A 26,100-nucleotide genomic window follows, 5' to 3' on the forward strand; every position below is an offset into this window, starting at 1 on the left:
GGCGAGGGGGAAACACCCGGTCCCATCCCGAACCCGGAAGTTAAGCCCTTCAGCGCCGATGGTACTGCATGGGAGACCGTGTGGGAGAGTAGGACACCGCCGGACATATATTGCAGAAAGGCCCCGCCGTTACCGGCGGGGCCTTTCTCATTTCCGAGGTCTCGGCGCCGACGCTCGGCACCGTCCGGACGGAGTGACTCAGAACTCGTCGCCGGCGAGGACCGTGTCGGCGTCGACGATCCGGTAGGCGTAGCCCTGTTCCGCCAGAAAACGCTGCCGGTGGGCGGCGTAATCCTGGTCCAGGGTGTCGCGGGCCACGACGGCGTAGAAGCGCGCTCCCGCACCGGACGCCTTGGGCCGCAGCAGGCGACCCAGCCGCTGCGCCTCCTCCTGCCGGGACCCGTAGGCGCCCGAGACCTGGACGGCGACGGACGCCTCGGGCAGGTCGATGGAGAAGTTCGCCACCTTGGAGACCACCAGGACGTCGATCTCCCCCTGGCGGAACGCCTCGAACAGCCGCTCCCGCTCGCGGATGCGGGTCTCGCCCTTGATGACCGGAGCGTCCAGGAGCACGCCGAGCTCGTCCAGCTGGTCGATGTACTGCCCGATGACGAGGGTCTGCTCGCCGCGGTGCCGGTCGACGAGCGCCTGGATGAGCTTGGTCTTGGTGTCGGTCGTGGCGCAGAAGCGGTACCGCTCCTCGGGCTCGGCGGTCGCGTAGGCGAGGCGCTCGGAGTCGGTGAGGGTGACGCGCACCTCGACGCAGTCGGCGGGCGCGATCCAGCCCTGCGCCTCCATGTCCTTCCACGGCGCGTCGTACCGCTTGGGGCCGATGAGGGAGAACACGTCCCCCTCGCGGCCGTCCTCCCGGACGAGGGTCGCGGTGAGGCCGAGGCGCCGGCGGGCCTGCAGGTCGGCGGTCATCCGGAAGATCGGCGCGGGCAGCAGGTGGACCTCGTCGTAGACGACCAGGCCCCAGTCGCGGGCGTCGAAGAGCTCCAGGTGCGCGTAGGCGCCCTTCCGGCGCGTCGTCATGATCTGGTAGGTGGCGATGGTGACCGGCCGGATCTCCTTCTTGGTGCCGCTGTACTCGCCGATCTCGTCCTCGGTGAGGGTCGTGCGGCGCAGCAGCTCCTGCTTCCACTGGTGCGCGGAGACGGTGTTGGTGACGAGGATCAGCGTGGTCGCCTGGGCGCGGGCCATGGCGGCGGCGCCGACGATGGTCTTGCCGGAGCCGCAGGGCAGCACGACGACGCCGGAGCCGCCGTGCCAGAACGCCGAGGCGGCCTCGCTCTGGTAGGAGCGCAGCTCCCAGCCGTCCTCGGCGAGGGAGATGGCGTGGGCCTCGCCGTCCACGTAGCCGGCGAGGTCCTCGGCGGGCCAGCCGAGTTTGAGCAGGGCCTGCTTGAGGGCGCCGCGCTCGCTCGGGTGGACGGCGACGGCGTCGTCGCCGACCCGGTCGCCGATCATGCCCTTGATCTTCTTGGCGCGCAGCACCTCCTCCAGGACCGACCGGTCGGAGGACGACAGGATGAGCCCGTGCACGGGGTCCTTCTCCAGCCGCAGGCGCCCGTACCGGGCCATCGTGTCGGCGACGTCCACGAGCAGGGCGTGCGGGACGGGGTACCGGGAGAACCGGATCAGGGTGTCGACGACCTGCTCGGCGTCGTGGCCGGCGGCGCGCGCGTTCCACAGGGCGAGCGGCGTCACCCGGTAGGTGTGGATGTGCTCGGGCGCCCGTTCGAGCTCGGCGAACGGGGCGATGTCCTTGCGGCAGGCGTCGGCGAGGTCGTGGTCGACCTCCAGCAGCAGCGTCTTGTCGGACTGGACGATGAGCGGACCGTCGGTCAAAGCAGAAGCCCCCGTCGGGTTTCGGAAGATCGATGCCTCGTCCGGACAGTGGCATCGCTGCCGCACGCTACCCGAGCGGCGACGGCGCTTCGCGCGTTCCGGAGAGGACTGCGGTCTTCAACGCCCCGACCGCCGGGTTTATTGCGCGCGGGCGGCGCCGGCGCGCCGGTCAGATGCCATCGGAGGAGCTGTAGTCCGGCTCGGACATGACGCCGAACGCGATGTAGATGATCAGGATGACGATGCCGATGAGGACGGACGCGGCGAACAGCGACCAGCTCCAGATCGTCAGTCTCCGGGCGGACGGCGGGTCGGTCTGGGTGCGGCCGAGGGCGATCGCCGCGGTGATCACGCCGGGGATCGCCACGATGTTGCAGCACAGCAGGATCGCGACGGCGTTGCAGACGAGCGCGGCGATGGTGGAGCCGTTGCTCGCGGCCTGGTAGGGGACGCCCGGAGGCCCGTACCCGTAGCCGGGCTGGCCGTAGCCGGGCTGGCCGTAGCCGGGCTGGCCGTAGCCGGGCTGGGTGTAGCCGTATCCCTGCCCGTACGGCTGCCCATAGGCGCCGCCCGTGTCCCAGTTCTGGTCGCCGCCGTAGGGGTCGTCCCAGCCCGACGGCGGACGCCCTCCGTACCCGCTCATCGGGAGCCTCCTCACACCATTCGCCCGGACACGCTATCCCGTCCGATGGGCCCTTGATTGGACCGTATGGGAGGTTCTTCGGTTCCCGCCGGTCTCAGCGTCCTGTTCCGGACAGCAGCGGGGTTCGCCGGGGCGGCCTCAGGGGGCGTCGTCGAGTTCGGAGACGCCGGTGATGCGGTGCAGCGCGAAGCGGTGCACGGCGGCGCGGGTCGCGTCGTAGCCGGTGAGGAATCCGCCCTCGACGCGGACGGGTTCGACGATGCGGCTGGACGCCTGGCCCTGCTGGTCGAGGTAGCCGATCCAGACGCGGCCGCCGCGCTCGACGGCGCCGCGGAGCCGCTCGACGGTGGCCATCGCGGGGGAGCGGGGCGGGTCGCCGGACGGGGCCTGCCGGGCGTGCTCGGCGCCGTGCAGGGACGCCTCGTCCCCGGCGCGCAGCGCCCGCACGGCCGCGGAGATCATCGAGGCGTCGGTGCGGTCGTCGGGGCGGAGCCGGACGATCTCGGCGGTGGGCGGCGGATCGGCGCGCTGCGCGTCCGGCCGGGTCACGATCACGCCGCCGCCGGGCGCCTCGGCGACCGGGGCGAGGCCCATGGCGCGCAGGCCGTCGAGCAGGTCGGCGCGCTGCACCCCGGACGCCAGGACGGTCGGGGCGAGGCGGTGCAGGCGCAGCGGCGCGGCGCGCCGGTCGGCGAGGATCTCGTCGAGGGTGGCGGGCGCGTCGGTGCGGACGTAGGACGACAGGGCGCCGACGCGCAGGTGGCCGTGCCGGCGGCCGACGTCGTCGATCAGGTAGACGAGCGGCTGCGGGAGCGGGGTCGCCGAGTGCCGGGTGAGCAGGTCGGTGACGTCGGCGGCGGTCCGCCCCGCGTCCAGGGCCCGGCGGATGGACTCGGGGGTGAAGCGGTACACGGTGGCGCCGCCGGTGGACTCGACGTCGGCGGCGAGCGCCAGCTCCCGGGCGAGTTCGGTGACCAGCGGGCCGGGTGCGACGGCGGTCAGGTCGGCCTGGACGAGGATCTCGTCGACGGGCTCCGGGAGGTACTTCTCCAGCGCGGGCTCGGGGTCGTCGCCGGCGAGCAGGTCGCGGCCGAACGGGGCCAGCTCCCCGAACCCGGTGAGGCCGAGGGCGGCGGCCTCGCGGAGCGTCCAGCCGACGAGGCGGTCGCGGGCCGGTCCGCCGTGGCGGGGCCGCAGCCACGCCAGCCGGGCGAGGAGCGCGTCCTCGCCGACGACGACGCCGCGGCCCGCGCCGGCGAGGACGTCCAGGGCGGCGCGGCGGGTGGACGGCGCGCTGCTGCGCACCATCGCCTCGCTGAGGGCGTTGATGAGCCGGTCGCGGTCGTCGCGGTCCCCGGCGAGCCCGGCGGCGCGGTCGGACTTCAGCCAGCCGCGGGCCAGCTCCGTCCAGCGCCCGGCGGTGTCGCGCATCAGCCACAGGTCGTAGGCGGGGGTGGGCAGCCATTCGCCGTCGAGGTCGCCGCTGCGGGTCAGCAGGCCCGCCGCGTAGGCGACCTCGACGAGCAGGGCGGCCTTCCACTCCGGGACGTCCAGGAGCGTCGCGGCGGCGCGCAGGTCGCGGACGGCGAGGCCGCCGCTGCGCAGGACGGGCGGCGGTTCCAGGCCCCAGCGCTCCAGCAGCTCCTCGATCAACCGGACGGCGCCCGCGGCCTCGCCCGCGGCGGCGCGCACGACCACGTCCTCGCGGCGCGGTGCGGCCGCGGAGGCGAGCGTGGGCGGCTCGGCGGGGACGTCCCGGAACAGCCGCCCGCCGCGCAGGTGCAGGGCGACCTCGCGGGGCAGGGTGACCGTGCGGTCGTCCTCGGCGACGAGGAGGCCGCGCGCGAGGAGCCGCTCGATCGGGGTGGTCGCGGTGGCGAGCCGGACGGGACGGCGCGCGTCGGCGACGCGCCCGACCGGCGGGCCCCACGCGAGCTGGTCGAGGGCGGCACGCGCCTCGGGCCCGGCGTCCTCGACCAGGGCGGCGGGGTCGCCCAGCAGCTCGGTGAGCCGGGCGAGGAGGCGGCCGGAGTCGGCGAAGCCGCGCGGCGCCTCGCCGTCCAGGTCGGTGACCAGGTCGGTGAGCCGCTCGGCGGGGTAGCCCGCGAAGACCTCCCGGGCGGGCGGCCCGAGCCCGGCGGGGTGCGGCAGGCTCTGCCGGACGCCGGGCGCCGTGGCCGGGGCGTCGTTCCCCCAGGCCAGCCCGAACCGGCGGAGGGTGGCGAGCGCGCCCTCGACCTGCTCGGGGGCGGCGTCGAGGGCGGCGGCGAGCGCGTCCGGCCCGGCCGGGGCGGGCAGGACGAGCAGGGCCTCCAGGACGGCGAGGGTGAAGCGGTCGAGCCGGTCGAGCGCGCGGGACACGGCGGCGGGCGTGGCGGCGCGGGCGGCGAGCGCGGTCAGGTCGGCGGGGACGGGGGCGAGCAGCTCGGGACGCGCGGACAGCAGCGCGCGCAGTTCGTCGTCGCCGCGCGCGCGCAACCAGTCCGCATACGTTTCCATGCCGTTCCCCAACTTTATGTCGCGTGCATGCCGCAGGCACGCGGGCCTCCAGGTTAGAGGCCCGCGCGAGGTGGGGAACTCCGGTGTGCCGCGATCAGGTGGCCGGCGTGCGCTCCAGGTGCACCAGCCCGAGGCCGAGGCGCGCCCAGCTCTCCACGAACCGCTTCTCGTCGATGCGCGTGGGCGGCTCGTACATCGCCTCGTTCGCGAGCCAGTAGTTCACCACGGCGCCGCCGAGGATCGACGCGACCGCCGGCCAGTCCTCGTCGGAGCCCTCGAACTCGGGCTGCGTCGCGAGCCAGGTGGCGATCCCGTCGTACAGCGGGTTGACGATGCCCTCGCGCATCTCCGCCACCAGGTTCGGGAACTGGTCGAGGTCGCGGAACAGGACCCGGATGAGGTCCTGCTCCTCGCGCATCTTGGCCAGTCCGGCCTGGCACGTCATGCGCAGCCGGGTTTCGAGCGGGCGCTCCTCGAAGGCGGTGGACTGCGTGAGGACGTCGCTGATCTGCCGGCGGGTCCGCTCGATGTGCTCGCGGATGGCCGAGGAGAGCACCTCCTCCTTGGACCGGAAGTGCCGGTAGAGACCGCCCGCGCCCGGGGACAGGCCGGCCGCCGCCTCGATCTCGGCGACCGACGTCGCCGCGTAGCCCCGGTCGGCGAACAGCCGGAGCGACTCGGTCACGATGCGATCGCGCGTAGATGTCGTCATGGTGATGAATTCCTCCGCAAGAACAGTAAGGCATGTTCATGCGGCCGGCCCCCCGCGTCACGCGCGGCGCGCCCGAATCCTTGATGCCGCTCGCGGCGGGCCGGCCGGCGACTAGAGTTCCTTCGTCCGCGCCCCGTCGCCGGAAGGGGCGTCGTCGGAAAGGTCGGCGATGTTCAAGTCTCCGCGGAAGGCGGCCGACGGGGCCTTCCTGCCCGAGGACTTCGTGGTGCCCACGCTGGTGGCCGGGCCCGACTTCCAGATCCGTCCGATCACCGTGCACGACGTGGTCAAGGACTACGGCGCCGTCATCGGCAGCCTGGACCGGCTGGCCGGCCGGTTCGGGCCCGAGTGGGGCTGGCCCGACCGCGAGTTCACCTTCGAGCAGGCCCTGATCGACGTCGCGTGGCTGCAGAAGCAGGGTCAGTTGCGGCGCTCGTTCAGCTACGTCGTGATCACCCCGGACGGGGAGCGGCAGCTCGGCCGCATCCACGTCGCCCCGTCGGACCGTCCCGGCTCGGACGCGGTGGTGGTGTTCTGGGTGCGCGCGGACGAGGAGAACTCCGTCCTGGAGAAGGAGCTGGAGGGGTTCGTCCGCGAATGGGTCGGCACGGCGTGGCCCTTCGACAAGGTCCGCTTCCCCGGCCGCGACTAGCCCAGGCGGCGGACGAGACCGACGAGGACGCGGCCGACCACCAGGTAGACGAGGGCGGCCAGACCGTAGTTGACGGCGACCTCCACCTTGGGGTTCTCCGGCTGGAAGACGTCCTTGAACTGCCAGCACAGGTCGGTGGCCCGGTCCCCGAACCAGCGGACGAGGTCGTTGGCCGTGTTGGCCTCGAACGCGACGAAGACGATGTGCACGGCCAGGACCGTCACCACGAGCGTGGTGGCGATGGAGACCGCCGCCGCCAGCAGGCCGACGGCGCGGCGGCGGGCCGCGGCGGCGGTGGGGATCCGGCGGGCGCGCGGGGCGCGGTGGTCACCGCCCGGCTCGGTCTGGGTCCCTGCCATGTGCGGCCTCCTTCACCGGGTCGGATCGTCCTTGGGGCGGGGATGGGGGGTTCGTGTGCTGCGTTTTCCCTGGTCAGGTGGTTTGTGGGCGAGGGCCCGGGTATATCCGGAGCACGGTCCCGCGCTCTCCTACTCGGATCCCGTCGCATCGCCACTACCAGGAGAGCGCGGGTCCTTGCGTGTGTCCAGCCCCCTTACCCTGTGGACGTGTTCGATCTCGCCTCCTCCGCGCCGTCCCGCGACGGCCTCGCCATCGGTTTCGACCTCGATCTGACCCTCGCCGACACCCGCGCCGGGATCAGTGCCGTCTACGCGGCCCTGGCGGCGGAGACGGGCGTGCCGATCGACACCGGGCAGGTGGTGCGGCGCATCGGACCCCCGCTGGAGGAGGAGCTGGCGTACTGGTTCCCGCCGGAGCGGGTGCCGGCGATGGCGGCGCGCTACCGGGCGATCTACGCCGACGTCGCGGTCCCGGCGACCGTCCTCATGCCGGGGGCGGCCGCCGCGCTGGAGGCGGTGCGGGCCCGCGGCGGGCGGGTGGTCGTCGTGTCGGGCAAGAACCAGGCCGACACCGAGCGGACCGTCCGGTTCCTCGGGCTGGCGGCGGACGCGGTCGTGGGCGGCCTGTTCGGCGCCGACAAGGGCGCCGTCCTGCGCGAGCACGGCGCCGGCGCCTACATCGGCGACCACACCGGCGACGTGGACGCCGCCCGGGCCGCCTCGGCGGTGGCGGTGGCCGTCGCGACCGGCGCGTTCGACTCGGCGGCCCTCACCGCCTACGGCGCGGACGTCGTGCTTCCGGACCTGCTGGCGTTCCCCGGCTGGCTCGGCGGTTTCGGGGCGGGCGGAGCCGCCCCGCAGGGCTGAGCTGGGCGGCGATAATCGGATGCCCTTCCGGGGTGCCCGGGATAGCGTCGATCCCGTTGCCCCACAGGCGTCGCGGGGCCCCCGGCATGTTCACCGGCCCGCGGCGAGGGACTAATCTTGGGGTCGATTCAGGACGATTACCGAACGAGGTCTCCGGTGCCGACTGGCAAGGTCAAGTGGTACGACTCCGACAAGGGGTTCGGCTTCCTCACCCGCGACGACGGCGGTGAGGTCTTCGTGCACTCGTCGGCGCTGCCGGGCGGGGTCACGACCCTCAAGCCGGGCCAGCGCATCGAGTTCGGCGTGGTCGAGGGGCGGCGCGGTCAGCAGGCCCTGCAGGTGCGGGTGCTGGAGACGCTGCCGTCGGTGGAGAAGACCATCGCCAAGCAGCGGCGCAAGAAGCCCGACGAGATGGTCGTCATCACCGAGGACCTGATCAAGCTGCTGGACGGGATCTCCAACACCTACCGGCGGGGCAAGCACCCGGCGCCCGCCGACGCCAAGAAGATCGCCATAGTGCTGCGCGCGGTCGCCGACGACCTGGCGCCCTGACGCCCCTCGGGCGCCGGAGTTCAGGCGCGCATCTCGTGGTGCGCGTCCTTGAGCGGGCCGGTGCGGCCGGGCCTGCCGGCCTGACGCCGGGCTCCGGCCTGCCGCATCACCAGCAGCCCGGACGCCAGGGCCAGCGCCGCCGCGACGATCGCGAGCGCGAGCCGTCCGTCCGCGACGATCGACATGCCGAGGCCGAGCAGCCCGCCGAGGACCCAGCTGAGCTGGTGCAGGGTCTCCGACACCGCGAACGTGGACGAGCTCACCTCCTCGCCGATCTCGCGCTGCACGACCGCGTCCATGGACAGCTTGCCGAGCACCTGCCCGAGCCCGGCCGCGGTCGCCACGGCGAGGGCGGCCCACAGCCCGAAGAACGCGGCGCCCGCCGCGGTGACGCCGGTGACGCACGCCAGCGTCGCCGACACGATGAACCGCGGCGCCCGCGCCTTCATCCAGGCGCCGAGCGCGGTGCCGATCAGTCCGCCCGCGCCCGCGCACGCCGCCAGCAGGCCGAGGGCGACATGGTGCGACACCGGGTCGAACCGCTCCTGGCGCAGCAGGAACGCCAGGTAGATGATCAGGAAGCCGGAGAACGCGCGGAGCACCGCGTTCGCCTGCATCGCCTCGGCGACGACCGGGCCGACGCGCGGCAGCGCCCGCCACGCGCGGCGCGGGGCGGCCTTCTCCGCCGCCGGTTCGGCTTCGGGGACGTCCACGTGGCGGGGCAGCCGCATGGTGAACACGGCGCCCAGCAGGAACAGGACCGTGCCGATCCGCAGCGCCCAGCCCGGCCCGATCAGCACGGCGAGGCCGGCCCCGGCGGGCGCGGTGATCGACGCGGCGATGAGCCCGGCGAACGAGCAGCGCGCGTTCGCCGTCACCAGCGGGATCTCCTCCGGCAGGACGCGCGGGGTGACCGCGGCGCGCAGCACCCCGAAGGCCTTGGAGATCACCAGCACGCCGAACGCGGCCGGCAGGAAGGTGACCTGGTCGCCGTGCGGGAGCGCGCTCGCCAGCGCCCAGCACAGCAGCGCCCGCATCACGAACGTGCTCGCGATCGCGTAGCGGCGGACGTGCCGGGCCCGGTCCAGCGCCGGGCCGATCAGCGGTGCGACCAGCGCGAACGGCGCCATCGTGACGACGAGGTAGAGGGCGACCTGGCTGCGCGCCTGGTCGACGTCCAGGCCGAAGAACAGGGTCCCCGCGAGCGCGACCGTGACCAGCGCGTCCCCGGCGGAGTTGAACGCGCACGCCTCGATCAGGCTGCCGAGTCCGCTGCGGCCGGCGCCCTGCGCGTGGGTGACGCGGCGGGTGAGCCGTCCCGTCCCGAGCGCGGCCGAGCGCGCTGCGCGGCACGCCCGTGCCGCACCCCCGGTGACGGCACGTGCGGACCGACCCGCCCGTGTCCGGTCTGCCATGCGCCCTGATCTCTCCTCGCGGTCGTCCCGGCTCGGGGCCGGGGGCGGCCATCGGAGTCCTCGACTGAGAGTACGTTCCCCGCTGGAATGCGGGATCACCTCGCGGACGACGCCCGCCTTGTGCGGGTCACGTGCCCGCATGGGCGAGAATTGACATGTGAGCCCACAGCGCCAGTCCAGCCCCGCGCACTCCGCCGCCGCGCGCACCACGTCCGGGGCCGCCCGCCGGTCCCGCACGCCCATCGTCGACTCCGCCTGCGCCGAGGCGGTCGACCTCGCCCGCGAGGCCGCCGAGGACACCGCCGGCCCGGCCCAGGTCGGCGAGCACCTCGGCCTGCGCGCCGAGGCCGACCGAGTGGTCACGCACTACTTCGTGTGCCTCGACCCCGCCTACACGGGCTGGCGTTGGGCCGTGACGGTGACCCGCGCGTCGCGCGCCAAGAACGTCACGGTCAGCGAGTGCGTCCTGCTCCCCGGCGACGACGCGCTCCTGGCGCCGCCATGGGTGCCGTGGCTGGAGCGGCTGCGCCCGGGCGACCTCGGCCCCGGCGACCTGCTGCCGACCGCGCCCGACGACGTGCGGCTCGCGCCCGGCTTCACGCAGGTGGACGAGTCGACCGACCACGAGACCCAGTGGGAGCTCGGCCTCGGCCGCGTCCGGGTGCTGTCGCGGGAGGGCCGCGACGAGGCCGCCGCCCGCTGGTACGACGGCGTCGCCGGGCCCCGCGCCCCGATCGCCGCGTCCGCCCCCGCCCAGTGCTCCACCTGCGGCTTCTACGTGGTGCTGGCGGGTGCGCTGCGGCAGGTCTTCGGCGTCTGCGCCAACGAGTACGCGCCCGACGACGGCCGCGTCGTCTCCGCCGACCACGGCTGCGGCGCGCACTCCGAGGCCGTCTCCCTCCCGGCGGTGTCCGAGCACAACCCGCCGGTCATCGACGAGCTCGGCTACGAGGTCGTCCCCACCGGCGGTGACGAGGACGCCGCCGCCCTCGACGACGAGGCGCTCGGCCACAGCTGATCCCATGGAGGACGAGTTCGGCGCTCGGACGCTGCGTGAGCGGGTCCTGCGCGCCTGGGCCGAGTCCCCGGCGCGCTTCCGCGAGGACGCCAACGCCGAGGAGGACCACGCGCTCGGCGGCTACCGCGACCGCGTCGTCATCGAGCTGGCGCAGAACGCCGCCGACGCCGCCCGGCGCGCCGCCGTGCCCGGCCGCCTCAGGCTGACGCTGCGCACCGGCGGGGAACCGCTGCTGATCGCGGCGAACACGGGCGCGCCGCTGGACGCCGCCGGCGTGGAGGCCCTCTCGACGCTCCGCGCCTCGGCCAAGCGCGACGAGCCGGCCACCGCCGGCCGCTTCGGCGTGGGCTTCGCCGCCGTCGTCGCCGTGACCGACACCCCGGCCATCGCGTCCGGGACGGCGGGCGTCGAGTGGTCGCTGCCGCGGGCCAGGGAACTGGTCGGGGGGATCGCGGGCCTGGCCGAGGAGCTGGGGCGGCGCGGCGGGCACGTGCCGCTGCTGCGCCTGCCGTTCGCCCTGGAGCGGGCCCCCGAGGTCCCGGCGGGCTTCGACACCGTCGTGCGGCTGCCGCTGCGGGACGACGCGGTCGAGCCGGTCCGGAGGCAGCTCCGGCAGGTGGGGGCGGCGCTCCTGCTGGCGCTGCCCGCGCTTGAGCATGTCGAGGTCGACGTCGACGGGGACGTCCGGACGCTGACCGCCGAACGGCGCGCCCCGGGCGAGGTGGCCATCGACGGCGGCCTGTGGCGGACGGTCGAGGAGCACGGGGAGATCCCCGCGGCGCTCCTGCGGGACCGTCCCGTGGAGGAGCGGGGGCGGCCGTTCTGGCAGGTGCGGTGGGCCCTGCCCGAGGACGGGCTGCCCGAGGGCACGCCCGGCGTGCTGCACGCGCCGACGCCGAGCGATGAGCGCCTCGACCTGCCCGCGTTGCTCATAGCGTCGTTCCCGCTCGCGCCCGACCGGCGGCACGTCGCGCCCGGCGCGCTGACCGATTTCCTCGTCGACCGGGCCGCCGGCGCCTATGTGCGGCTGCTGGGCGAGCTGCCCGTCTCCCCGAGGGTGCTGGAGCTCGTGCCGGGGCCGATCGCCGCCGCCGAGCTGGACGCGCGGATCCGGCGGGGGATCCGGGAACGGCTCCCGGAGGCGCCCGTCCTGCCCCACCGGACGCGGGGGCGCGACGCGGTCGCCGTGGACGCGCCCGCCGCGTTCGTCGAGGTGCTCGGCGGCCGAGACGCCAGGGGTGACGTCGAGAAGGACATCGAGGGGGACACGGACGTCGTCGTCGGCGGCCTGCTGCCGCCGGAGTGGCCCGCGCGGAGCCCGGCGCTGGCGGCGCTCGGCGTGCGCCGGGTCGAACTGGCCGACGTGATCGACGAGCTGGCCGCTGTGGACCGGGAACCGGCGTGGTGGCACCGGGTGTACGAGGCGCTCGCCGGGGCCTCCACGGAGGCGCTGGGGGCTCTCCCGGTGCCGCTGGCGGGTGCGACGGGGCGCGTGGTGCGTGGGCCGCGCGGGTTGCTGATCGCGGACGGCGTCGATCCCGCGGGCCTGGACGCGCTGGGGCTGCGCTTCGTCCACCCGGAGGCCGTGCACCCGATCCTGGCGCGACTCGGCGCGGTCGAGGCGGGGCCGCGGGCCGTGCTGGCGGACGCCGCCGTGCGGGCGGCCGTCGAGGAGTCCTTCGACGCCGATGATCCCGACGCGGTCGCCGAGGCCGTGCTGGGGCTGGTCGCGGCCGCGCACGCCGATCCCGGCGACGAGCCGTGGCTGGCCGAGCTGGCCCTGCCCGGCGACGACGGCGAGCTCTATCCGGCGGGCGAGCTGCTGCTGCCGCAGAGCCCGCTGCGGGGGCTCATGGCCGATGACGCGCCGTTCGGCGTCGTGGACGGCGAGGTCCTGGAGCGGTGGGGCGCGGAGACGCTCATGGCCGCCGGCGTCCTGGACGGGTTCGCGCTGGCCAAGGCCGAGGACGTCAACCTCACGGGCCTCGCCGACGAGGCCGAGAGCCTCGACCTCGACGACGAGGACCTGTGGGCGGACGAGGTGCTGCGCCGGATCGGCGAGCAGGACCTCCCGCCGCTCGTCCCCGAGTTCACGGCGGTCCGCGACCTCGAACTCGTCGACGACTGGGCGGCGGCGCTCAGGGTTCTCGCCGCACCGCCGTGGCGGTCCGCGATCGTGGATCCCGCCCATGCCGCCCTGCACAACGGGCGGCGTGTCGCCGTCCCGTCCTACACGGCGTGGTGGCTGAGCCGCCGTCCCGTTCTGGACGGGCGCAGGCCCGGCGAGTTCCGCCTGGGCGGCGACGAGGCGCTGGCAGGGCTCTACGACGTCGCGCCGCAGGGCCTGGACGAGCACCTCCTGCTCGCCCTGGGCGTCCGCACGTCACTGGTGGAACTGCTCGACGAGCCCGGGGGCGCGCAGGAACTGCTCGATCGCCTGGGCGATGCCCGGCGGTCGGTGGGGCGGGCCCAGCTGGGCGGGCTCTGGACGGCGCTCGCCGACGCCCCGGACGCGGCCGTCGAACCGCCCGACCGTGTGCGGGCGGTCGTGGACGGCGGCGTCGAGGTGGCCGACGCGGCGGACGCCCTCGTCCTCGACGGCCCGGACGTCCTCCCCCTCCTCGAAGGGCAGCCCCTCGTCATCGCGGCGCAGGGCCGCGATGCGCGCCTCGCCGAACTCCTGGACCTGCCGCTCGCCGGGGAGGAGATCCCGGGCCTCGTGGAGTCGGACGGCGAGGGGCGTTCCGTCCCCGAGGCCGTCAGGGCGGTCCTGCCCGACGCCCCCGCCGACTACCTCGCCCATGAGCGCCTCGTCGTGGACGGCCAGGACGTCCCGTGGTGGACGAGGGACGGCCGGGTCCACGCGAGCGGCGTCGCCGGCCTGGCGCGGGCACTCGCCTGGTCCACCGGGAACTGGGGCGACCGGCTCCTGCTGGAGGCCGTCCTGCGCGCCCCCGAGACCCTGCCCCTCCTGCTCGCCGAGGACGACCTGGAGCCCTAGCGGGGCCTAGCGGGACGCCTCGCGCTTGGCGGCGCGGTCGGCCTCCTGCCGGGCCCGCCCGGCCTGGAGCCTCGGGGTGTACCACACGCCGAACAGCCCGATCACGATGCCGGCGCCGCACACCCACAGCCACCAGCGGTCCTCCGCCGGCAGCCCGACGATCAGCAGCACGACGAGCGCCACCGCCCAGGCGAGCGCCCCGGCGGCCGCGATGCGGACGTCGTTGGTCTGCATCGGCGGCGGATCCGGGCGGCGCGGAGGGCTCATGCCGTCAGGCTACGCGGCCCCGGCCCGCCAGTCCGCCGATGACCATCGTGATGAGCAGCTCATAACTGGCCTCCAGGTCCGCGGGCAGCCCGAAACCGCCCGCCGCCTCCAGGACGGCGAACCCGTGGACGGCCGAGCGCAGGCAGCGCGCCGCGTGGACGAGTTCCGGCCCTTCCAGGGCGTAGCCGCGCAAGGCCCCGTACAGGATGTTCAGCAGCCGCTCCGCGGCGTCGCCCACCGAGCCGCCCTCCGGGGCGGCCGTCTGCTCCATCGCCCCGTAGCGGCCCGGATGCTCCACCACGTACGCCCGGTAGGCGTACATCAGCGCCCGGACGGCGTCGTCGCCGGACCGCCCGAGCGCGGCCTCCCCGAGCCGTCCGGCGAGTTCTTCCAGGACGCGCGCGGTCACCAGGTGTCGCAACTCGGCGAGATTGCGGACATGCTTGTACAGGGAGGGTGTCGCGACCCCGGCCCTTCCCGCCACCGCCGCCAGGGTGAGGGCACCGGGGCCCTCGGCGTCCACGACGGCGACGGCGGCGTCCACGACCGCGTCGGGCGACAGTCCCATACGGGGCATCGCGACCCTCCTCTACGTCTCTTTAGCTGCAAGGCTAATGAGGTTAGCGACAGTGTCAAGTGGCGGCGTGGCAGCATGGGCAGCACAGGAGACCGAAGACGATGACAATGCCACCGATCCGCGGCCGTACGGCGTCCGCGCCCGGGCTGGCCGAGGAGCTGCGCATCTCGATCGCGCGGCTGTCGCGCCGGCTGCGCACGCTGCGGCCGTCCGCGGCGGGCGAGGGCGGCCCGAGCCCGCTGTCGCTCACGCAGTTCGCCGCGCTCGCCGCCATCGAGCGGCACGGGTCGATGACGCCGCGCGAGCTGGCCGACCACGAGAAGGTGCAGCCGCCCTCGATGACCCGCGTCATCGCCTACCTGGAGGAGCGGGGGCTCGTCGCGCGCAGCCCGCACCCGACCGACGGGCGCCAGGTCGTGCTGAACGCCACCGAGGAGGGCGCCGCCCTGCTCGCCGACGAGCGCCGCCGCAAGGAGGCCTGGCTCGCCATGCGCCTCGGCGAACTGACCGACGAGGAGCGGGAGATCCTCCGCCGCGCCGCCCCCGTCATCGACAAACTCAGCCGTTCCTGACCCCGCTCGCGCGGCTCGCGGGGGCCGCGGTTGGCTTGGTCAAGTTCGTCGCACTTGCCGGAATGCGGGTGGGGCGATTACCGTTAGCCTTGGTAATGACTTCTGCTAACGAAAACCCCGACGAACCCGAGGGGACCGCGACGCGCGGCGCCCGCGGGCGGCGGGCCGCACATCCGGCCCGGGCCGCCGCCATCGCGAGTCCTGCCCGCTCCCGCCGTCGCCGCCCCGCCCCCCATGCGTCCGCCCGCCCCGCCGCGCGCCCGGACGCCGCCCCCTCCGTGACCGTGACGGACCAGGCCGGAACGTTCCACGAGGCCGTGGCGGACGTTCCGGAGCCCGCGCCCGCACCGTCCGCCCCTGAGGCCCCGGGCCCGGAACGGCCCGACCCCGCCGAGGAGCCCGCCGGGGAGCCCGAGGGCCGCGCCGGCATGTTCCGCTCCCTCCGCAACCACAACTTCCGCCTGTACACCGCGGGCCAGGTCGTCTCCAACACCGGGACGTGGATGCAGCGGATCGCGCAGGACTGGCTCGTCCTCGATCTCGCCCACGGCAGCGGTACCGCGCTCGGCATCACGACCGGCCTGCAGTTCCTGCCGATGCTGCTGTTCGGCCTGTGGGGCGGCATCATCGCCGACCGCTACTCCAAACGCCGCGTGCTGATGCTGACGCAGGTGTCGATGGGCCTGCTCGCGCTGGTCCTCGGCCTCCTCGCGATCTCCGGCACCGCGCAGGTGTGGCACGTGTACGTGCTGGCGTTCGGGCTCGGCGTCGCGACCGTCGTGGACAACCCGACCCGCCAGTCGTTCGTGGTCGAGATGGTCGGCAGGCGCGACCTGCCGAACGCGATCGCGCTGAACAGCGCCACCTTCAACGGTGCACGGCTGCTCGGCCCGGCCGTCGCCGGGGTGCTGATCGCGCTGATCGGCACCGGGCCGGTCTTCCTGGTGAACGCCGCGTCGTTCGGCGCCGTCCTGTTCGGCATCTACGCCATGCGGACGGACGAACTGAGCCAGGCCGCCCCCGTCAAGCGCGCCAAGGGCCAGCTCCGCGAGGGGCTCCGCTATGTGCGCGGGCGCCGCGACCTGATGCTCGTGCTCATCCTCGTCGGCTTCCTCGCGACGTTCGGCATGAACTTCAGCACCACGGTCGCCCTGGTGGCGAAGCAGGTCTTCCACACCGACGCCTCCGCGTTCGGCCTGGCGTCCAGCATGCTGGCGCTGGGCGCGCTCGGCGGCGCCCTGCTGGCCGCCCGCAGGGTCGCCCGGCCCCGGCTGCGGCTGCTGGTGGCGATGGGCCTGGCGTTCGGGGCGCTGGAGGTCCTCACCGGCCTGATGCCGACGTACTGGTCGTTCCTGGCGCTACTGGTGCCGACCGGGATCGCGATGATGACGATCATGACGGCGGCGAACGCGTCCGTCCAGCTCGGTGTCGCGCCCGAGATGCGCGGCCGCGTCATGGCGCTCTACATGCTGGTCTTCCTTGGAACAAACCCGCTGGGTGCGCCCGCGGTCGGCTGGCTGGCCGAGCACTTCGGCGCGCGGGCCTCCCTCGTCCTCGGCGGGCTGGTCTCCGTGGTCGCCGCCCTCGCCGTGGGCGCCCTGGCCCTGCGGTGGAGGACCGACGAGCAGAGGGGGACGGCGGACGAGCGCACGGCCGCACGTCCCGCCCTGGCCCGGTTCCGCCGCGCCCGGGTCGCCGAGCGGTAAAGGTCGCGTGCGGCCCATAAGACCGGCCGGGTGGGGCCGATTCGGTTGGCCCTATTTGCGTGACAAGGAACGCCGCCTGCTGAAAGGCTGGCGGGGTGGCCCTGTGGAAGCGTTCATGAGGCTTTTCGTGGCGATCGTCCCGCCGCCGGACGTCCTGGACGAGCTCGCGGAGGCCGTCCGGCCCCATCTCGGCACGGTCTCCGAGCTGCGCTGGATCCGGCGCGATCTGATGCACGTCACGCTGACGTTCCTCGACGAGGTCGACGACCGCACCCTGGAGCGCCTGCTTCCGAGGCTGGAGCGCGCCGTCCGCCGCCACGAGCGGATGACGCTGTCGCTGGCGGGCGCGGGCGCGTTCCCCGGCAACGGCGCGCACGCCCGCGTCCTGTGGACGGGCCTGTACGGCGACCGCCGCGCCCTGGCGAGGCTGGCCGCCTCCACCACCGCCGCGGGCCGCCGCGTCGGGACGATCCCCGACAAGCACCGCGGTTTCCGCCCGCACATGACGCTGGCGCGGTCGCGGCGCCCGGTGGACGTGCGGTCGCTCGTCGAGGCGCTGTCATCGTTCGCGGGCATGCCGTGGACGGCGGACTCGGTCCACCTGATGCGCAGCCACCTGCCCGGCAAGGACAACACCGAGCTGGCGTACGAGCCGCTGATGACGTGGCCGCTGCGTCACAGCTCCGGCGGCGGAGGGGCGGGACGGTCGGCGTCCGGAGGGCCCCAGGGGACGCCGTAGCGCTCGCAGGCGCGGCGCAGCTCGCCGAGGTCGGGCGGGAACGTGATCTGGCGCAGCACCCGCCCGGACGGCCCCCACACCACCAGCCGGGGCATCCGCTCGACCGCGTCGTCGATGCCGACGCCGCCGAGGCGGTCGCGGGCCAGGTCCCACTCGACCCGGCCGCGCCGGGTGATGACGGCGACCCCGGCGGACGACACGCGCAGCTGCGACCGGTTGCGGTCGTACAGCCAATAGCCGAGGAGCCCGACCATGAGCCCGGCCGGTATCGACCACATCGCCGTGGTGTTGAACCCGCCCAGGTCGGGGCCGAGCCACACCGCGCCCAGCAGCGCCACCGCCTCGCACAGCAGGACGCTCATCCCGTAGGTGCCGACGCGGGACCTGCGGGTCGCGTCCAGGACCGTGCCCGGCGCGGTCACCGGGCTGGGCGGAGTGTGGACGGGAAAGACGAAACCGGGCTCCTCGGACGGCTCCGGCTGGGGCGCCGCGCCCTCGTGCGCGACGCCCTGCGCCGACAGGGCCGCGGCGGGCTCGGGGTCGGGGGCCGACAGCGAGGACATGGCCGAGTGGAACGCGGCGCTCAGGTAGGCGTCGTACTCGGCGTCGTTGACCGGGAGCCCGGCGCGGCGGGCGGAGTCGCGCAGGTCGGTGCGGGAGATCCGCAGGGCCGACAGGGGCGCGGAGAAGAACTCGTCGCCGTCGGAGTCGTACAGCCGGATCCAGGCGTGCCCGGAGACGGTCAGCAGCTCGATGCCGCCGATGCGGTCCTGGGGCATCTTCAGCACCACGTCGCCGGCGGCGTCGGCCCAGCCGAGCCCGTCGCCCTCGACGACCAGGCGCCCGCCGGGCACCTGCGCGAAGATCTCCGGCAGCCCTTCGAGCCCGTAGTCGGGACGGCGCGGCGCCCCCGCCCCGGGGGTGATCACGCGGTAGCCGTGGTCGTCGAGGGCGTGCGCGAGCTGGAAGCCGTCCAGGCCGTGCGCGGGCAGCCGGGCGACCAGCTCCAGCCGGTGCCCGAACGCCAGCGCGGCGAGGTCGGCGCGGCGCGGCTCGCCGCTCACCGGGTCCAGGCGCAGGCCGGGCCCGACGACGACCGCGGCGACGTTCTCGGCGCGCAGGTCCTGGGTCTCGCGGCGGCGGCCGGGGCGGGCCCGCACCCGCAGCCGCTCCGCCGTGATCGTCCAGCGGACCTGGGCGGCCCGCAGCAGCCGCCGGCGCGCCGCGAGGACGCCGCCGATCGCGGCGAGGGCCCAGCAGCCGGCGGCGAGCCGGGCACCGAACTCGCCCGTCCCGTCCAGCGCGATCCGGACGATCATGACGGCGCCGAGCAGGGCGGTGAGCGCGCCGAGGAACATGATCCGGCGGCGGCTCGGGAGCGGCTCCGGCGTGGCCAGCCGCTGCTCGTCGGGCGTCGCGCGGGGCGCGCGGCGGGAGGGCGTCTCGGGGGGCGGCTCGTGCGCCGCCGCCAGCAGGGCCGCCTCCTGGTCCAGCAGGCGCTTCTCGGCCGCGTGGTCGCGCGGGAGGGGGCCGCCGCCGGGGACGTCGTCCTCCAGCCCGGAGACGCGCAGGGCCTCGTCGAGCGCCGGGTCGAGCAGGTCGGTGGCCTCGCCGTCCAGGACGTGCATGGGGATGCCGAGCCTGCGGGCCGCCACGAACACCGCGAGCGGCTCCAGGCCCATCGCCGTCATCCCGCCCACGGCGGTGCGGCCGAACCGGTGGAAGACGGTCAGGACGCCGTCACCGGTGGTGATGGCCAGGCCGTCGATCCGGGACCGCTCGTAGGAGACCATCGTCAGCCCGCCGCGGCCGACGCGTTCCAGCCCGGCCGCCGACAGCCGCCAGTACGGGCGCGGGCGGCGGCGGCGCGCCTCCGGGATCGCGCCGAGCAGCCACGGGAACGCGGCGACGGCGCCGATCAGCGCGGCCCACAGCCACACCGGCCTGATCGGCAGCAGCGCCAGCGCCACCGCGAGGACGGTGAACGGACCCGCGGCGACGGGGCGCCACCGGCCGCCGGATCCCGCGAGGCCCACCAGCTCATGCTCCACAGTCCGCATCCTCACACGGGTCCCCGCGGGACCGTCGCCCCCTTCCACGATCCGGTCGCCCTCCGGAACCGACATCCATCGCGCCGGTCAGGTCGGGGCTCCACTGCCGTCATATGAATCTCACCGGACACGTGAGTCCCGCCACCGTGCTCTCACCGCCGTCGCCGCAGCAGGCCGTAGCCGACCGCCGCCGCGATCGCGAGGGCGAGGAACAGCGCCATCCGGGTGTTGGTCGCGTCCCGGTGGCCGCCCGTGGTGTCATTCCCCGCGCCCGCGTTCCCGGGGGAGGACGCCGGGGACGGGCGCGCCTCCTCCGGCAGCGGCAGCCGGTAGACCGGCTGGCTCCTGCCCTCGGACCCCACCAGCAGCGACCTCCCGTCGGGGGTGTAGGTCACCGACTCGCCCTGCACCTGCCGGGGCAGGTCGAGGGATTTGATCGTCTTGCCGGGACGGCCGTCGGCGCCGACCGAGTACAGGCGGGCGCCGAAGTAGGTGCGGATGACGCAGGTCCGCCCGTCGGGGGCGAACGCGCCGTCGGTCGCGATCGCCGGGGCGTCCCCGACCTTGCGCAGCACGTTGAAGCCGCCGGTCCGCAGCCGCGCCGGAGCCTCGTAGACCTTGCCGCCGAACAGCTTGCTGGCGATGTAGAGCCGGTTCGTGCGCGGATTGATCATCATGGTCTCGGCGTTGCGCGGCCCGTCCTCGTACTTGATCCGGAACCGGGTCGCCTGGAGCGTCTGGCTCACCAGCCGCGTCGGCTCCGGAATCCGGTAGACGGTCACGTAGGGCCAGGCGCCGCCGAGGTTGTCGCCGATGTCCGCGACGAAGATCGCCGGACGGCCGCGGCCGTCCTTGCCGATCGCCATCGCCTCCCAGTCGCGGGCTCCCGCGCCGGCGAGCGTGAGCACGGCGGCGACCCGCCCGTCCGGGCCCAGCGCGTAGACCTTCGGGACGCCGCCGGAGTCGTTGTGGGTGTACACGACGCCCCGGTGCCGTGCGCTGGCGGCCAGCCCGCTGGACTCGGTGATCCGAAGGTCCTTGATCGTGAAGGCGACCGCGTCGTCGCGGCGGGTGCCGGCGGAGGCGGAGGGGCAGAGCAGGCAGACCGGGACGCCGGCGAGGACGAGCGCGGCGCCCGCGCGGACGGCGGCCCGGCGTGCTGACATGGATCGATCATCCCCGTTCCGCGCCCCGACGATCACCTGATCCGCGCCGCTCAGCCCAGCAGCGCCCCGACGACCACGGCCAGGATGAGCGCGGTCAGCACGGTGGGCAGCAGCCATTGGGGCGCGCGGTTCACGCCCCGAGCTTATTCGGCCTCCCGGCCGCCTCGAACCGTCCGCCCATGATCTGCATCTCATCCCGCCCGTCCCGGCTCTCCCCGAGCTCCGGGCCCGGCCGCCGCCTCAGCCGGTCGCGGCGGCGAAGGACAGCACCGCGACGAGCGCGCCGGCGAGCATGGAGGGGCCGAACGGGAACTCGCCCTTGCGCGAACGGCGGACGATCATGATGCCCACGGCCACGAGGCCGCCGAGCAGGTAGGTCACCAGCAGGCCGGCGACCCACGCGTCCCGCCCGAACCAGCCGAGGTACAGGCCGAGCACGCCGGACAGCTTGACGTCCCCCAGCCCGATCCCGGACGGGACCGCGAGCGCCTGCGCGAAGTACAGGGCGAACAGCGCGGCCATGCCGGCGAGCGCGTGCTCGCACCGCTGCAGGCCGTCCCCGGTGAACGGCGCGGCCGCCGCGAGGAGCGCCGCCGCGATGCCGTAGGAGGGGAGCGTGAACCGGTCGGGCAGCCGCTTGACGCCGACGTCGATGAAGCCCAGGAGCGTGCCCACGGCCGCGAGGTACAGCAGCGCGGGCAGGACGGGCTCGAACCCGACCCGCCACCCGAGCACGCCGAAGAGCGCCGCGGTGACCAGGCCCAGGAGGACGCGGTGCCGGCGTGGGACGTCACCGACGTACGGCGCCGCCAGCGGCGCCGCGAGCAGGCCGACGACGAGCCCGACGGGCACCAGCACCAACGCGACCATCGACCCTCGCCCCGATCCGTCCTCTACCGCGCCCCGGCACCTGACCGGACGGATACCGGCGGCGGGGGGCCCAACGCCCATTCAATCGGCCGCACCGGGCCCCGCACATGGGCCCCCGGACCCAATCAGGGCTCTGGGCGTTGTGCGCAAAGCCCCTTGCACGCGAAGGTGGGTGTCATGCCGAATCAGGTGAAGACCGTGCGCGTCCTGATGTTCGTCGCCGCCGGGCTCACGATCCTCATGACACTGGCGTTCTTCGCCGCCGTCGGGGTCACGGCCGCCGCCATAGGCGCGGCGTTCTGGTTCGCCCTCCCCGGCCTCGTCAGCCTGCTGCTCGCACTGCGCATTCCGAACGGCGGGGCGGGCCTGCGGCGCGGCATCATCGCGCTTGAGGTGTTCTACATTCTTCTCTCGCTCGCCAGGATCGGCCAGGGGGACCCGCGAGGCGTCCTCAACATGGTGCTCCCCATCGTCATCCTGGTGCTGCTGTTCCGACCCGAGGCGAAGGCCTACTTCGGTGGTAAGGCGCCGGCGAGCGGCTCCTACTTCTGATTCTCCGCGCGGGCGGCCTCGCCGCGTCCGGGGCGCAGATGGGTCTCCAGACCCACCGAGAGTCCTTTCTTTTAATCTCGCGCGGCGGCCGGCAGGCGACAAACCCCCGTCCGTGAGGAATCCGGCCCCAAATAACTAGGCCTTTGTATAGGTCTCGGTGCCCTGTTCCCCTCCCCAAGCCGCATCGTAGGTTCGCACCCTCTCGACTGAATATCTCTCGGTGAAGGGCGGCAGCGGTGGCACTCTCGCGTAAGCGAAGTTCCGACGCCGGTGCGAGCGCCATGGAGTACGCCGCGCTCGCCCTCGTCGGGGCGCTGGTGCTGGGCGTCCTGCTTACCATCGCCTCGCCCGGCATGTTCGGAGCCGACGTCGAGTACGCGATCTGCCGGTTGTTCTCGAAGGACCCCGGCCAGTGCGAGTCCCGCCAGGACAAGGCGCTCAAACCGGATTGCACGGCGACCCTGGCCAGCGAGAGCTACGGCGGCTCCGCCGATGTGGCGATCTTCTCGGTCGGCCGGGACTACGGGTTCATGAGGTTCACGACGATCGGTCCCGACGGGAGGAAGGAGATCAAGATCGTCGCTGTCAAGGGCGTCAGCGGCGGTGTGGGCACCGGGGTAGGGGTGGGCCTCAATGGAGGGAAGCTCTTCAACGTCGGGGCGGACGCCAGCGTGGACGCCAAGCTGAAGGTCGGCGCGGGCGACGGCTGGATGTTCTCGGGTCCGGACGCCGAGAAGAAGGCCGACAAGTTCATGGGCGACATCAAGGAGCAGTACTCGATCGACGCCGTCAAGGAGAACGGCGGCCTGCTCGGCGCGATAGGCGGCAACGTCTACGACGCCTTCGCCGGACCCGACATCCCCGACCCGGACATCGAGCGCTACGAGGGCCAGCTCGATGTGAGCGGCTCGCTCACCGCCGGTCTCGGCGTCGGCCTCAAGGACAAGCCGGAGTACAAGGGCAAGCACCGCGAGGAGACCTGGAAGGACAAGGTCCCCGACTCCCGCGGCAGCAACGGGGTCACCCCCAACATCAACGCCTACGTCGGCATCAACGGCGGTGAGAAGGTCATTTACGAGGACAACAGGAAGACCGGCGACAGGTCCATGACCTTCATTCTTTCGGGCGAGGCCAACTACGGCGAGAACCACCTGTTACCCGGCGCGCAGGGCAGGGCGAACGCGTCCGGTTCGATGACCCTCACCACGGACCGGAACGGCAAGATCAAGGGCGTCTCGTTCACCCAGGCCCACATCGTGAACGGCAGGGCCACCACGATCACCACCACGCTGCCGATCAGCACCGACGACGAGCGCTCGACCCTGGCCGAGTACCTCCTCAACCCGCTCAACACCGGCGGTCCGGGCGGTCGGCTGCTCAGCCTCACCTGGGACGACATGGCCCCGACGGAGCCGCCGGGGCCGGGGGCCCACCCGCTGCAGAGGCTGCTGTACGACAAGGGCAGGACCGCCAGGGTGGACTACGACTATGACCAGTCCGACGCCTCCTACGGGGCGAGCGTCAAGGTGGGGCTCAAGGTGGGCGCCAACGTCGCCGTCTCCAACTCCGACCGGCAGGTCACCGACGCCCGGTACCTGGGAGCCCAGGGCCCCGGGGGTACGAGAGAGTGGAAGGACTTCAAGGAGTGCCGCTGACGCGCGGCGGCCGCCCGCCGAACCCACGGCAGGAGAGAAGCGATGGGCCATCTGATCGGCGTCCTCCTCGGGGCCGCGATCTTCTGCGGCGGCGTCTACGAAGCGGTGAAGCGGCTGCGCCTGCAGGGCCGGATGCTCCGCGCGCCCGGCGTCTTCGTCGGGAGGGACGAGGTGATGGGCCCCGGCGGTCCGAGCACCACGAGCCGCGTGGGGCGGTTCCGGTTCACAACCCCGCAGGGACGGCGGGTCGAGGCCTCCAGTTCCCTGTACTCCTTTCCCGGCCCGAAGCCCGGAAGGGCGGTGACGGTGGTCTACGACCCCGCCAGTCCCGAGGACACCGCCGAGCGCCTCGGCGTGCACTACCTGCAACTGATCGCGGTCGGGCCGCTGCTCATGGCGGTTGGCGCCGCCGTGGCGGCGGTGAACGCGGCCGGCCTGTGACGATCGCGCACAGCATCGCGGGCATGGTCTGACGGAGAATGGCGGAGGCGGACATGGATCTTCTGAGAGCGTGGACGGGGGCCGTCGTGGTCCTCGTCTGCGGCAGCGTCATCACCACCGGTCTCGCCGTCAGCGCGGTCGTCTCCGACGACGACCTGAAGCCGGTCACGGGCGCGCTCCTGTGGATCGCGCTCCCGGCCCTGATCGTGTTCGCGCTGACGGCCCTCGCCGGGGCGCTCCTGCATCCGCTTCCGCAGCGTGCGGACGCAGGCCGGCACGCTCTCGCGGTGCTTCTCGTCCCCGGCCTGGCGACACTCCTCGGTATCGCCGTGGGCATCGTCCAGGGCTCCCCCGCGCAGAGCAACGCGGCCGGCGCGGTCGGGGGCCTCCTCGGCGCCGTCGCCACATGGTGGCTCCTCACCCGCCTGCGCGGCCGCCGTACCCCGCGAGGCGGCTACACCGGGTACTGATCGCGACGGTGCCCGCGGCTGATCGGCGCCACCGGCGGGGGCGCGTTCGGCGATCGGGTGCTGGGATCGCCGTCAGCCGAAACGACGGGCGAATGTCGGCGAGCGCAGCGGGGATATCTTGACGACATCCCCGGTCTGCGGAGCCTCGACCATCTGGTTGTCGCCGTAGTAGATGGCCACGTGATGAGTTGGATAAGCTCCGAAGAAGAGCAGGTCTCCGGCCTGGAGAGCGTTCAGGGAAACAGGCCGGCCGCGCCGGTCATCGAGTTGGTTCCCGGTGAAGTGGCCGAGCGCGATCCTGCCCCGGGAGGCCTGGTAGACGGCGTACAGTGTGAGGCCGCTGCAGTCGAAACCGAAGTAGTTGCGGCCGTCGTAGCCACCCGGTGAGCAGCAGACCCCCCGGGTCGGACCACTGTAGTTGCCGCCGCCCCAGGCGTAGGGCGTCCCCTTCCAGCACAGGGCCCAGGCGACCACGGCCGCCCCGAAGCTCAGATCCTCCGCGGGCTTCTTGCCCGTCTTGGCGCACTCGGAGACGACGACGCCTCCTCCCGCCAGCCCGTCGGGACGCCCGTCATACTTGATCGGGTCTTCCGCGTCAACGAGTCGCAGCTTGAAGAGCCGCGTCACCTTGGCGCGGTCACCGCCGGGATAGACCTGGATCCCGGCGCAGACGAGGCGTCGGACCGGCCCGGCGCCGGTGTCATCGGGGCCCGGGTCCCAGAGGTCGAAGGTGCAGGCCGGCGGGATCATCTCGGCGACGGCCTTCTTGGCCGCGACCCGGCCGATCCCCGTCCTGCCCGAGCGGTCGGTGCACAGATGGCGCCTGTGCCGGAGATCGTCACGCTCCTTCTCGGTGAGCTCGTCCTCGCGCTTGAGCTGGCATTCCTTCGATGCCACCGCCACCATGGCGGTGTCGCCCGCCATTCCGCTGAGCCTGACCTCGGTCACGTTCACGTCGTTCTCGTCGGCGTACTTCTTCGCCGCCTTCTCGGGATCCCCGGTCAGCCAGTATCCGGCGCCGGACGGGTCCCGGCCCTCCAGGGCGAGGGAGACCGCCGCATCACGGAGCGGAGCCAGCGTGCCGAGCGCGGACGCGTCCGCACCGGCCTGTGCGCGGGTGAACATGTCGTCGGCCTGCGCGATGCGCCCGACCATGAGCAGTCCCGCGGCGAGTAGTACGGCCATCGTCATGACGAGCACGGACGTGGCGACTCCCTCGTCGCCGGCTCCGCCCCGTCCACGCCGGATCACCCGCAGCATCAGCGCTTCCCATCGCCTCAAGATGATCGCCCCGTCACAGAGACCTAAGCACCACCTCGCATCTCCCGACAGGGTCCTGGGGCCCAAAGTGATGGGCGTCCACGGGCCCCGGCGTTTTGGGGCCTCGAATTGGGTCCGGGGACTCAGGCGTCGAAATTCGCCAATCGCGTACATTCCGGCAAGGCCACGGGGGACGGGAGGCGGA

The 26,100-nt window shown here is 73.7% G+C and carries 24 protein-coding genes and 1 rRNA gene; 13 read left to right on the top strand and 12 right to left on the bottom strand.

All coding sequences use genetic code 11. The annotated features are described in order from the left end of the window. Positions 1 to 105 (top strand): 5S ribosomal RNA (gene rrf, locus AB0H37_RS37040); the annotation flags it as partial. Positions 106 to 198: 93 nt separating this feature from the next. Here the strand turns inward: rrf and AB0H37_RS37045 are convergent. The 4 genes from AB0H37_RS37045 to AB0H37_RS37060 all read right to left on the bottom strand — a co-directional run bounded on the left by AB0H37_RS37045 (position 199) and on the right by AB0H37_RS37060 (position 5,678). Further along, a complete protein-coding gene (locus AB0H37_RS37045; protein ID WP_179832445.1) occupies positions 199 to 1,851 on the bottom strand; it encodes a DNA repair helicase XPB in 1,653 nt (550 codons plus the stop codon). Positions 1,852 to 2,020: 169 nt separating this feature from the next. After that, positions 2,021 to 2,494, bottom strand: a complete 474-nt coding sequence (locus tag AB0H37_RS37050) for a hypothetical protein (protein WP_360617292.1) — start codon at positions 2,492 to 2,494, stop codon at positions 2,021 to 2,023. 138 nt (positions 2,495 to 2,632) lie between these two features. Continuing rightward, positions 2,633 to 4,993, bottom strand: a complete 2,361-nt coding sequence (locus tag AB0H37_RS37055) for a helicase-associated domain-containing protein (RefSeq protein ID WP_360617293.1) — start codon at positions 4,991 to 4,993, stop codon at positions 2,633 to 2,635. A gap of 94 nt (positions 4,994 to 5,087) precedes the next feature. Beyond that, positions 5,088 to 5,678, bottom strand: coding sequence for a helix-turn-helix domain-containing protein (locus tag AB0H37_RS37060; RefSeq protein WP_360617294.1), 591 nt, complete (start codon positions 5,676 to 5,678; stop codon positions 5,088 to 5,090). Positions 5,679 to 5,874: 196 nt separating this feature from the next. On the opposite strand from AB0H37_RS37060, the gene AB0H37_RS37065 reads away from it, so the two are divergent. Then, positions 5,875 to 6,357: a GNAT family N-acetyltransferase gene (locus AB0H37_RS37065; protein WP_218905396.1), complete on the top strand. Its 483-nt coding sequence runs from the start codon at positions 5,875 to 5,877 to the stop codon at positions 6,355 to 6,357. Here the strand turns inward: AB0H37_RS37065 and AB0H37_RS37070 are convergent. Continuing rightward, complete coding sequence (locus AB0H37_RS37070; protein WP_329095436.1) at positions 6,354 to 6,716, bottom strand: hypothetical protein; 363 nt, start codon at positions 6,714 to 6,716, stop codon at positions 6,354 to 6,356. The two genes, AB0H37_RS37065 and AB0H37_RS37070, sit on opposite strands and share 4 nt — an antisense overlap. Before the next feature lie 207 nt (positions 6,717 to 6,923). On the opposite strand from AB0H37_RS37070, the gene AB0H37_RS37075 reads away from it, so the two are divergent. Beyond that, on the top strand, positions 6,924 to 7,583 hold the full coding sequence (locus AB0H37_RS37075) for an HAD hydrolase-like protein (protein WP_229810736.1): 660 nt from the start codon (positions 6,924 to 6,926) through the stop codon (positions 7,581 to 7,583). 156 nt (positions 7,584 to 7,739) lie between these two features. Then, positions 7,740 to 8,135, top strand: a complete 396-nt coding sequence (locus AB0H37_RS37080; protein WP_179832451.1) for a cold-shock protein — start codon at positions 7,740 to 7,742, stop codon at positions 8,133 to 8,135. A 20-nt stretch (positions 8,136 to 8,155) separates the two neighbouring features. Here the strand turns inward: AB0H37_RS37080 and AB0H37_RS37085 are convergent, their stop codons facing one another. Continuing rightward, positions 8,156 to 9,550: an MFS transporter gene (locus tag AB0H37_RS37085; RefSeq protein WP_360617295.1), complete on the bottom strand. Its 1,395-nt coding sequence runs from the start codon at positions 9,548 to 9,550 to the stop codon at positions 8,156 to 8,158. Between the two features lie 241 nt (positions 9,551 to 9,791). Here AB0H37_RS37085 and AB0H37_RS37090 point away from each other — a divergent pair, with 241 nt between their 5' ends. Further along, positions 9,792 to 10,568 carry a DUF3027 domain-containing protein gene (locus AB0H37_RS37090; RefSeq protein ID WP_360617348.1) on the top strand — a complete coding sequence of 259 codons (777 nt, stop codon included), beginning with the start codon at positions 9,792 to 9,794 and terminating at the stop codon, positions 10,566 to 10,568. A 4-nt stretch (positions 10,569 to 10,572) separates the two neighbouring features. Further along, positions 10,573 to 13,569 (top strand): hypothetical protein, encoded by a 2,997-nt coding sequence (locus tag AB0H37_RS37095; protein ID WP_360617296.1) that lies wholly within the window; start codon positions 10,573 to 10,575, stop codon positions 13,567 to 13,569. 6 nt (positions 13,570 to 13,575) lie between these two features. On the opposite strand, the gene AB0H37_RS37100 is transcribed toward AB0H37_RS37095, so the two are convergent. Together AB0H37_RS37100 and AB0H37_RS37105 are read right to left on the bottom strand one after the other, a co-directional pair. Beyond that, complete coding sequence (locus tag AB0H37_RS37100; protein ID WP_360617298.1) at positions 13,576 to 13,836, bottom strand: DUF2530 domain-containing protein; 261 nt, start codon at positions 13,834 to 13,836, stop codon at positions 13,576 to 13,578. Positions 13,837 to 13,840: 4 nt separating this feature from the next. Continuing rightward, entirely contained in the window at positions 13,841 to 14,413 is a 573-nt protein-coding gene (locus AB0H37_RS37105; RefSeq protein ID WP_179832456.1) for a TetR-like C-terminal domain-containing protein, read from the bottom strand. A 101-nt stretch (positions 14,414 to 14,514) separates the two neighbouring features. Between AB0H37_RS37105 and AB0H37_RS37110 the strand changes: the two genes are divergently transcribed. The 3 genes from AB0H37_RS37110 (at position 14,515) to thpR (ending at position 17,430) form a co-directional block, all read left to right on the top strand. After that, positions 14,515 to 14,985: a MarR family transcriptional regulator gene (locus AB0H37_RS37110; RefSeq protein WP_179832457.1), complete on the top strand. Its 471-nt coding sequence runs from the start codon at positions 14,515 to 14,517 to the stop codon at positions 14,983 to 14,985. A 428-nt stretch (positions 14,986 to 15,413) separates the two neighbouring features. Next, positions 15,414 to 16,691, top strand: a complete 1,278-nt coding sequence (locus AB0H37_RS37115) for an MFS transporter (RefSeq protein ID WP_329098404.1) — start codon at positions 15,414 to 15,416, stop codon at positions 16,689 to 16,691. Positions 16,692 to 16,806: 115 nt separating this feature from the next. Continuing rightward, a complete protein-coding gene (gene thpR / locus AB0H37_RS37120) occupies positions 16,807 to 17,430 on the top strand; it encodes an RNA 2',3'-cyclic phosphodiesterase (RefSeq protein ID WP_329095423.1) in 624 nt (207 codons plus the stop codon). On the opposite strand, the gene AB0H37_RS37125 is transcribed toward thpR, so the two are convergent. The 3 genes from AB0H37_RS37125 to AB0H37_RS37135 form a co-directional block, all read right to left on the bottom strand. Next, positions 17,367 to 19,481, bottom strand: a complete 2,115-nt coding sequence (locus AB0H37_RS37125) for a hypothetical protein (RefSeq protein ID WP_360617300.1) — start codon at positions 19,479 to 19,481, stop codon at positions 17,367 to 17,369. The two genes, thpR and AB0H37_RS37125, sit on opposite strands and share 64 nt — an antisense overlap. Positions 19,482 to 19,633: 152 nt before the next feature. After that, on the bottom strand, positions 19,634 to 20,647 hold the full coding sequence (locus AB0H37_RS37130) for a hypothetical protein (RefSeq protein ID WP_329095418.1): 1,014 nt from the start codon (positions 20,645 to 20,647) through the stop codon (positions 19,634 to 19,636). 240 nt (positions 20,648 to 20,887) lie between these two features. Further along, positions 20,888 to 21,517 carry an A24 family peptidase gene (locus AB0H37_RS37135; RefSeq protein WP_360617302.1) on the bottom strand — a complete coding sequence of 210 codons (630 nt, stop codon included), beginning with the start codon at positions 21,515 to 21,517 and terminating at the stop codon, positions 20,888 to 20,890. Positions 21,518 to 21,694: 177 nt separating this feature from the next. On the opposite strand from AB0H37_RS37135, the gene AB0H37_RS37140 reads away from it, so the two are divergent. From AB0H37_RS37140 to AB0H37_RS37155, 4 genes are all read left to right on the top strand, one after another. Further along, positions 21,695 to 22,069, top strand: a complete 375-nt coding sequence (locus tag AB0H37_RS37140; protein WP_360617303.1) for a hypothetical protein — start codon at positions 21,695 to 21,697, stop codon at positions 22,067 to 22,069. A 236-nt stretch (positions 22,070 to 22,305) separates the two neighbouring features. Beyond that, entirely contained in the window at positions 22,306 to 23,724 is a 1,419-nt protein-coding gene (locus AB0H37_RS37145) for a hypothetical protein (protein ID WP_360617305.1), read from the top strand. Between the two features lie 42 nt (positions 23,725 to 23,766). After that, positions 23,767 to 24,165 carry a DUF3592 domain-containing protein gene (locus AB0H37_RS37150; protein WP_360617306.1) on the top strand — a complete coding sequence of 133 codons (399 nt, stop codon included), beginning with the start codon at positions 23,767 to 23,769 and terminating at the stop codon, positions 24,163 to 24,165. Positions 24,166 to 24,218: 53 nt separating this feature from the next. Beyond that, a complete protein-coding gene (locus tag AB0H37_RS37155; RefSeq protein ID WP_360617307.1) occupies positions 24,219 to 24,635 on the top strand; it encodes a hypothetical protein in 417 nt (138 codons plus the stop codon). A 72-nt stretch (positions 24,636 to 24,707) separates the two neighbouring features. On the opposite strand, the gene AB0H37_RS37160 is transcribed toward AB0H37_RS37155, so the two are convergent. Then, on the bottom strand, positions 24,708 to 25,895 hold the full coding sequence (locus AB0H37_RS37160) for a C40 family peptidase (RefSeq protein ID WP_360617308.1): 1,188 nt from the start codon (positions 25,893 to 25,895) through the stop codon (positions 24,708 to 24,710). Positions 25,896 to 26,100: the final 205 nt, after the last annotated feature.

The organism is Actinomadura sp. NPDC023710 (assembly GCF_040639875.1).
In the GTDB taxonomy this organism is placed as follows: Bacteria; Actinomycetota; Actinomycetes; order Streptosporangiales; family Streptosporangiaceae; genus Spirillospora; species Spirillospora citrea.

Excerpts from the sequence above, each read along its gene's own strand:
- AB0H37_RS37050 (WP_360617292.1), bottom strand. The coding sequence starts at position 2,494 with ATGAGCGGGTACGGAGGGCGTCCGCCGTCGGGCTGGGACGACCCCTAC.
- AB0H37_RS37055 (WP_360617293.1), bottom strand. The coding sequence starts at position 4,993 with ATGGAAACGTATGCGGACTGGTTGCGCGCGCGCGGCGACGACGAACTG.
- AB0H37_RS37065 (WP_218905396.1), top strand. The coding sequence starts at position 5,875 with ATGTTCAAGTCTCCGCGGAAGGCGGCCGACGGGGCCTTCCTGCCCGAG.
- AB0H37_RS37070 (WP_329095436.1), bottom strand. The coding sequence starts at position 6,716 with ATGGCAGGGACCCAGACCGAGCCGGGCGGTGACCACCGCGCCCCGCGC.
- AB0H37_RS37085 (WP_360617295.1), bottom strand. The coding sequence starts at position 9,550 with ATGGCAGACCGGACACGGGCGGGTCGGTCCGCACGTGCCGTCACCGGG.
- AB0H37_RS37095 (WP_360617296.1), top strand. The coding sequence starts at position 10,573 with ATGGAGGACGAGTTCGGCGCTCGGACGCTGCGTGAGCGGGTCCTGCGC.
- AB0H37_RS37100 (WP_360617298.1), bottom strand. The coding sequence starts at position 13,836 with ATGAGCCCTCCGCGCCGCCCGGATCCGCCGCCGATGCAGACCAACGAC.
- AB0H37_RS37105 (WP_179832456.1), bottom strand. The coding sequence starts at position 14,413 with ATGCCCCGTATGGGACTGTCGCCCGACGCGGTCGTGGACGCCGCCGTC.
- AB0H37_RS37110 (WP_179832457.1), top strand. The coding sequence starts at position 14,515 with ATGACAATGCCACCGATCCGCGGCCGTACGGCGTCCGCGCCCGGGCTG.
- AB0H37_RS37115 (WP_329098404.1), top strand. The coding sequence starts at position 15,414 with ATGTTCCGCTCCCTCCGCAACCACAACTTCCGCCTGTACACCGCGGGC.
- thpR (WP_329095423.1), top strand. The coding sequence starts at position 16,807 with ATGAGGCTTTTCGTGGCGATCGTCCCGCCGCCGGACGTCCTGGACGAG.
- AB0H37_RS37130 (WP_329095418.1), bottom strand. The coding sequence starts at position 20,647 with ATGTCAGCACGCCGGGCCGCCGTCCGCGCGGGCGCCGCGCTCGTCCTC.
- AB0H37_RS37135 (WP_360617302.1), bottom strand. The coding sequence starts at position 21,517 with ATGGTCGCGTTGGTGCTGGTGCCCGTCGGGCTCGTCGTCGGCCTGCTC.
- AB0H37_RS37140 (WP_360617303.1), top strand. The coding sequence starts at position 21,695 with ATGCCGAATCAGGTGAAGACCGTGCGCGTCCTGATGTTCGTCGCCGCC.
- AB0H37_RS37150 (WP_360617306.1), top strand. The coding sequence starts at position 23,767 with ATGGGCCATCTGATCGGCGTCCTCCTCGGGGCCGCGATCTTCTGCGGC.
- AB0H37_RS37155 (WP_360617307.1), top strand. The coding sequence starts at position 24,219 with ATGGATCTTCTGAGAGCGTGGACGGGGGCCGTCGTGGTCCTCGTCTGC.
- AB0H37_RS37160 (WP_360617308.1), bottom strand. The coding sequence starts at position 25,895 with ATGCTGCGGGTGATCCGGCGTGGACGGGGCGGAGCCGGCGACGAGGGA.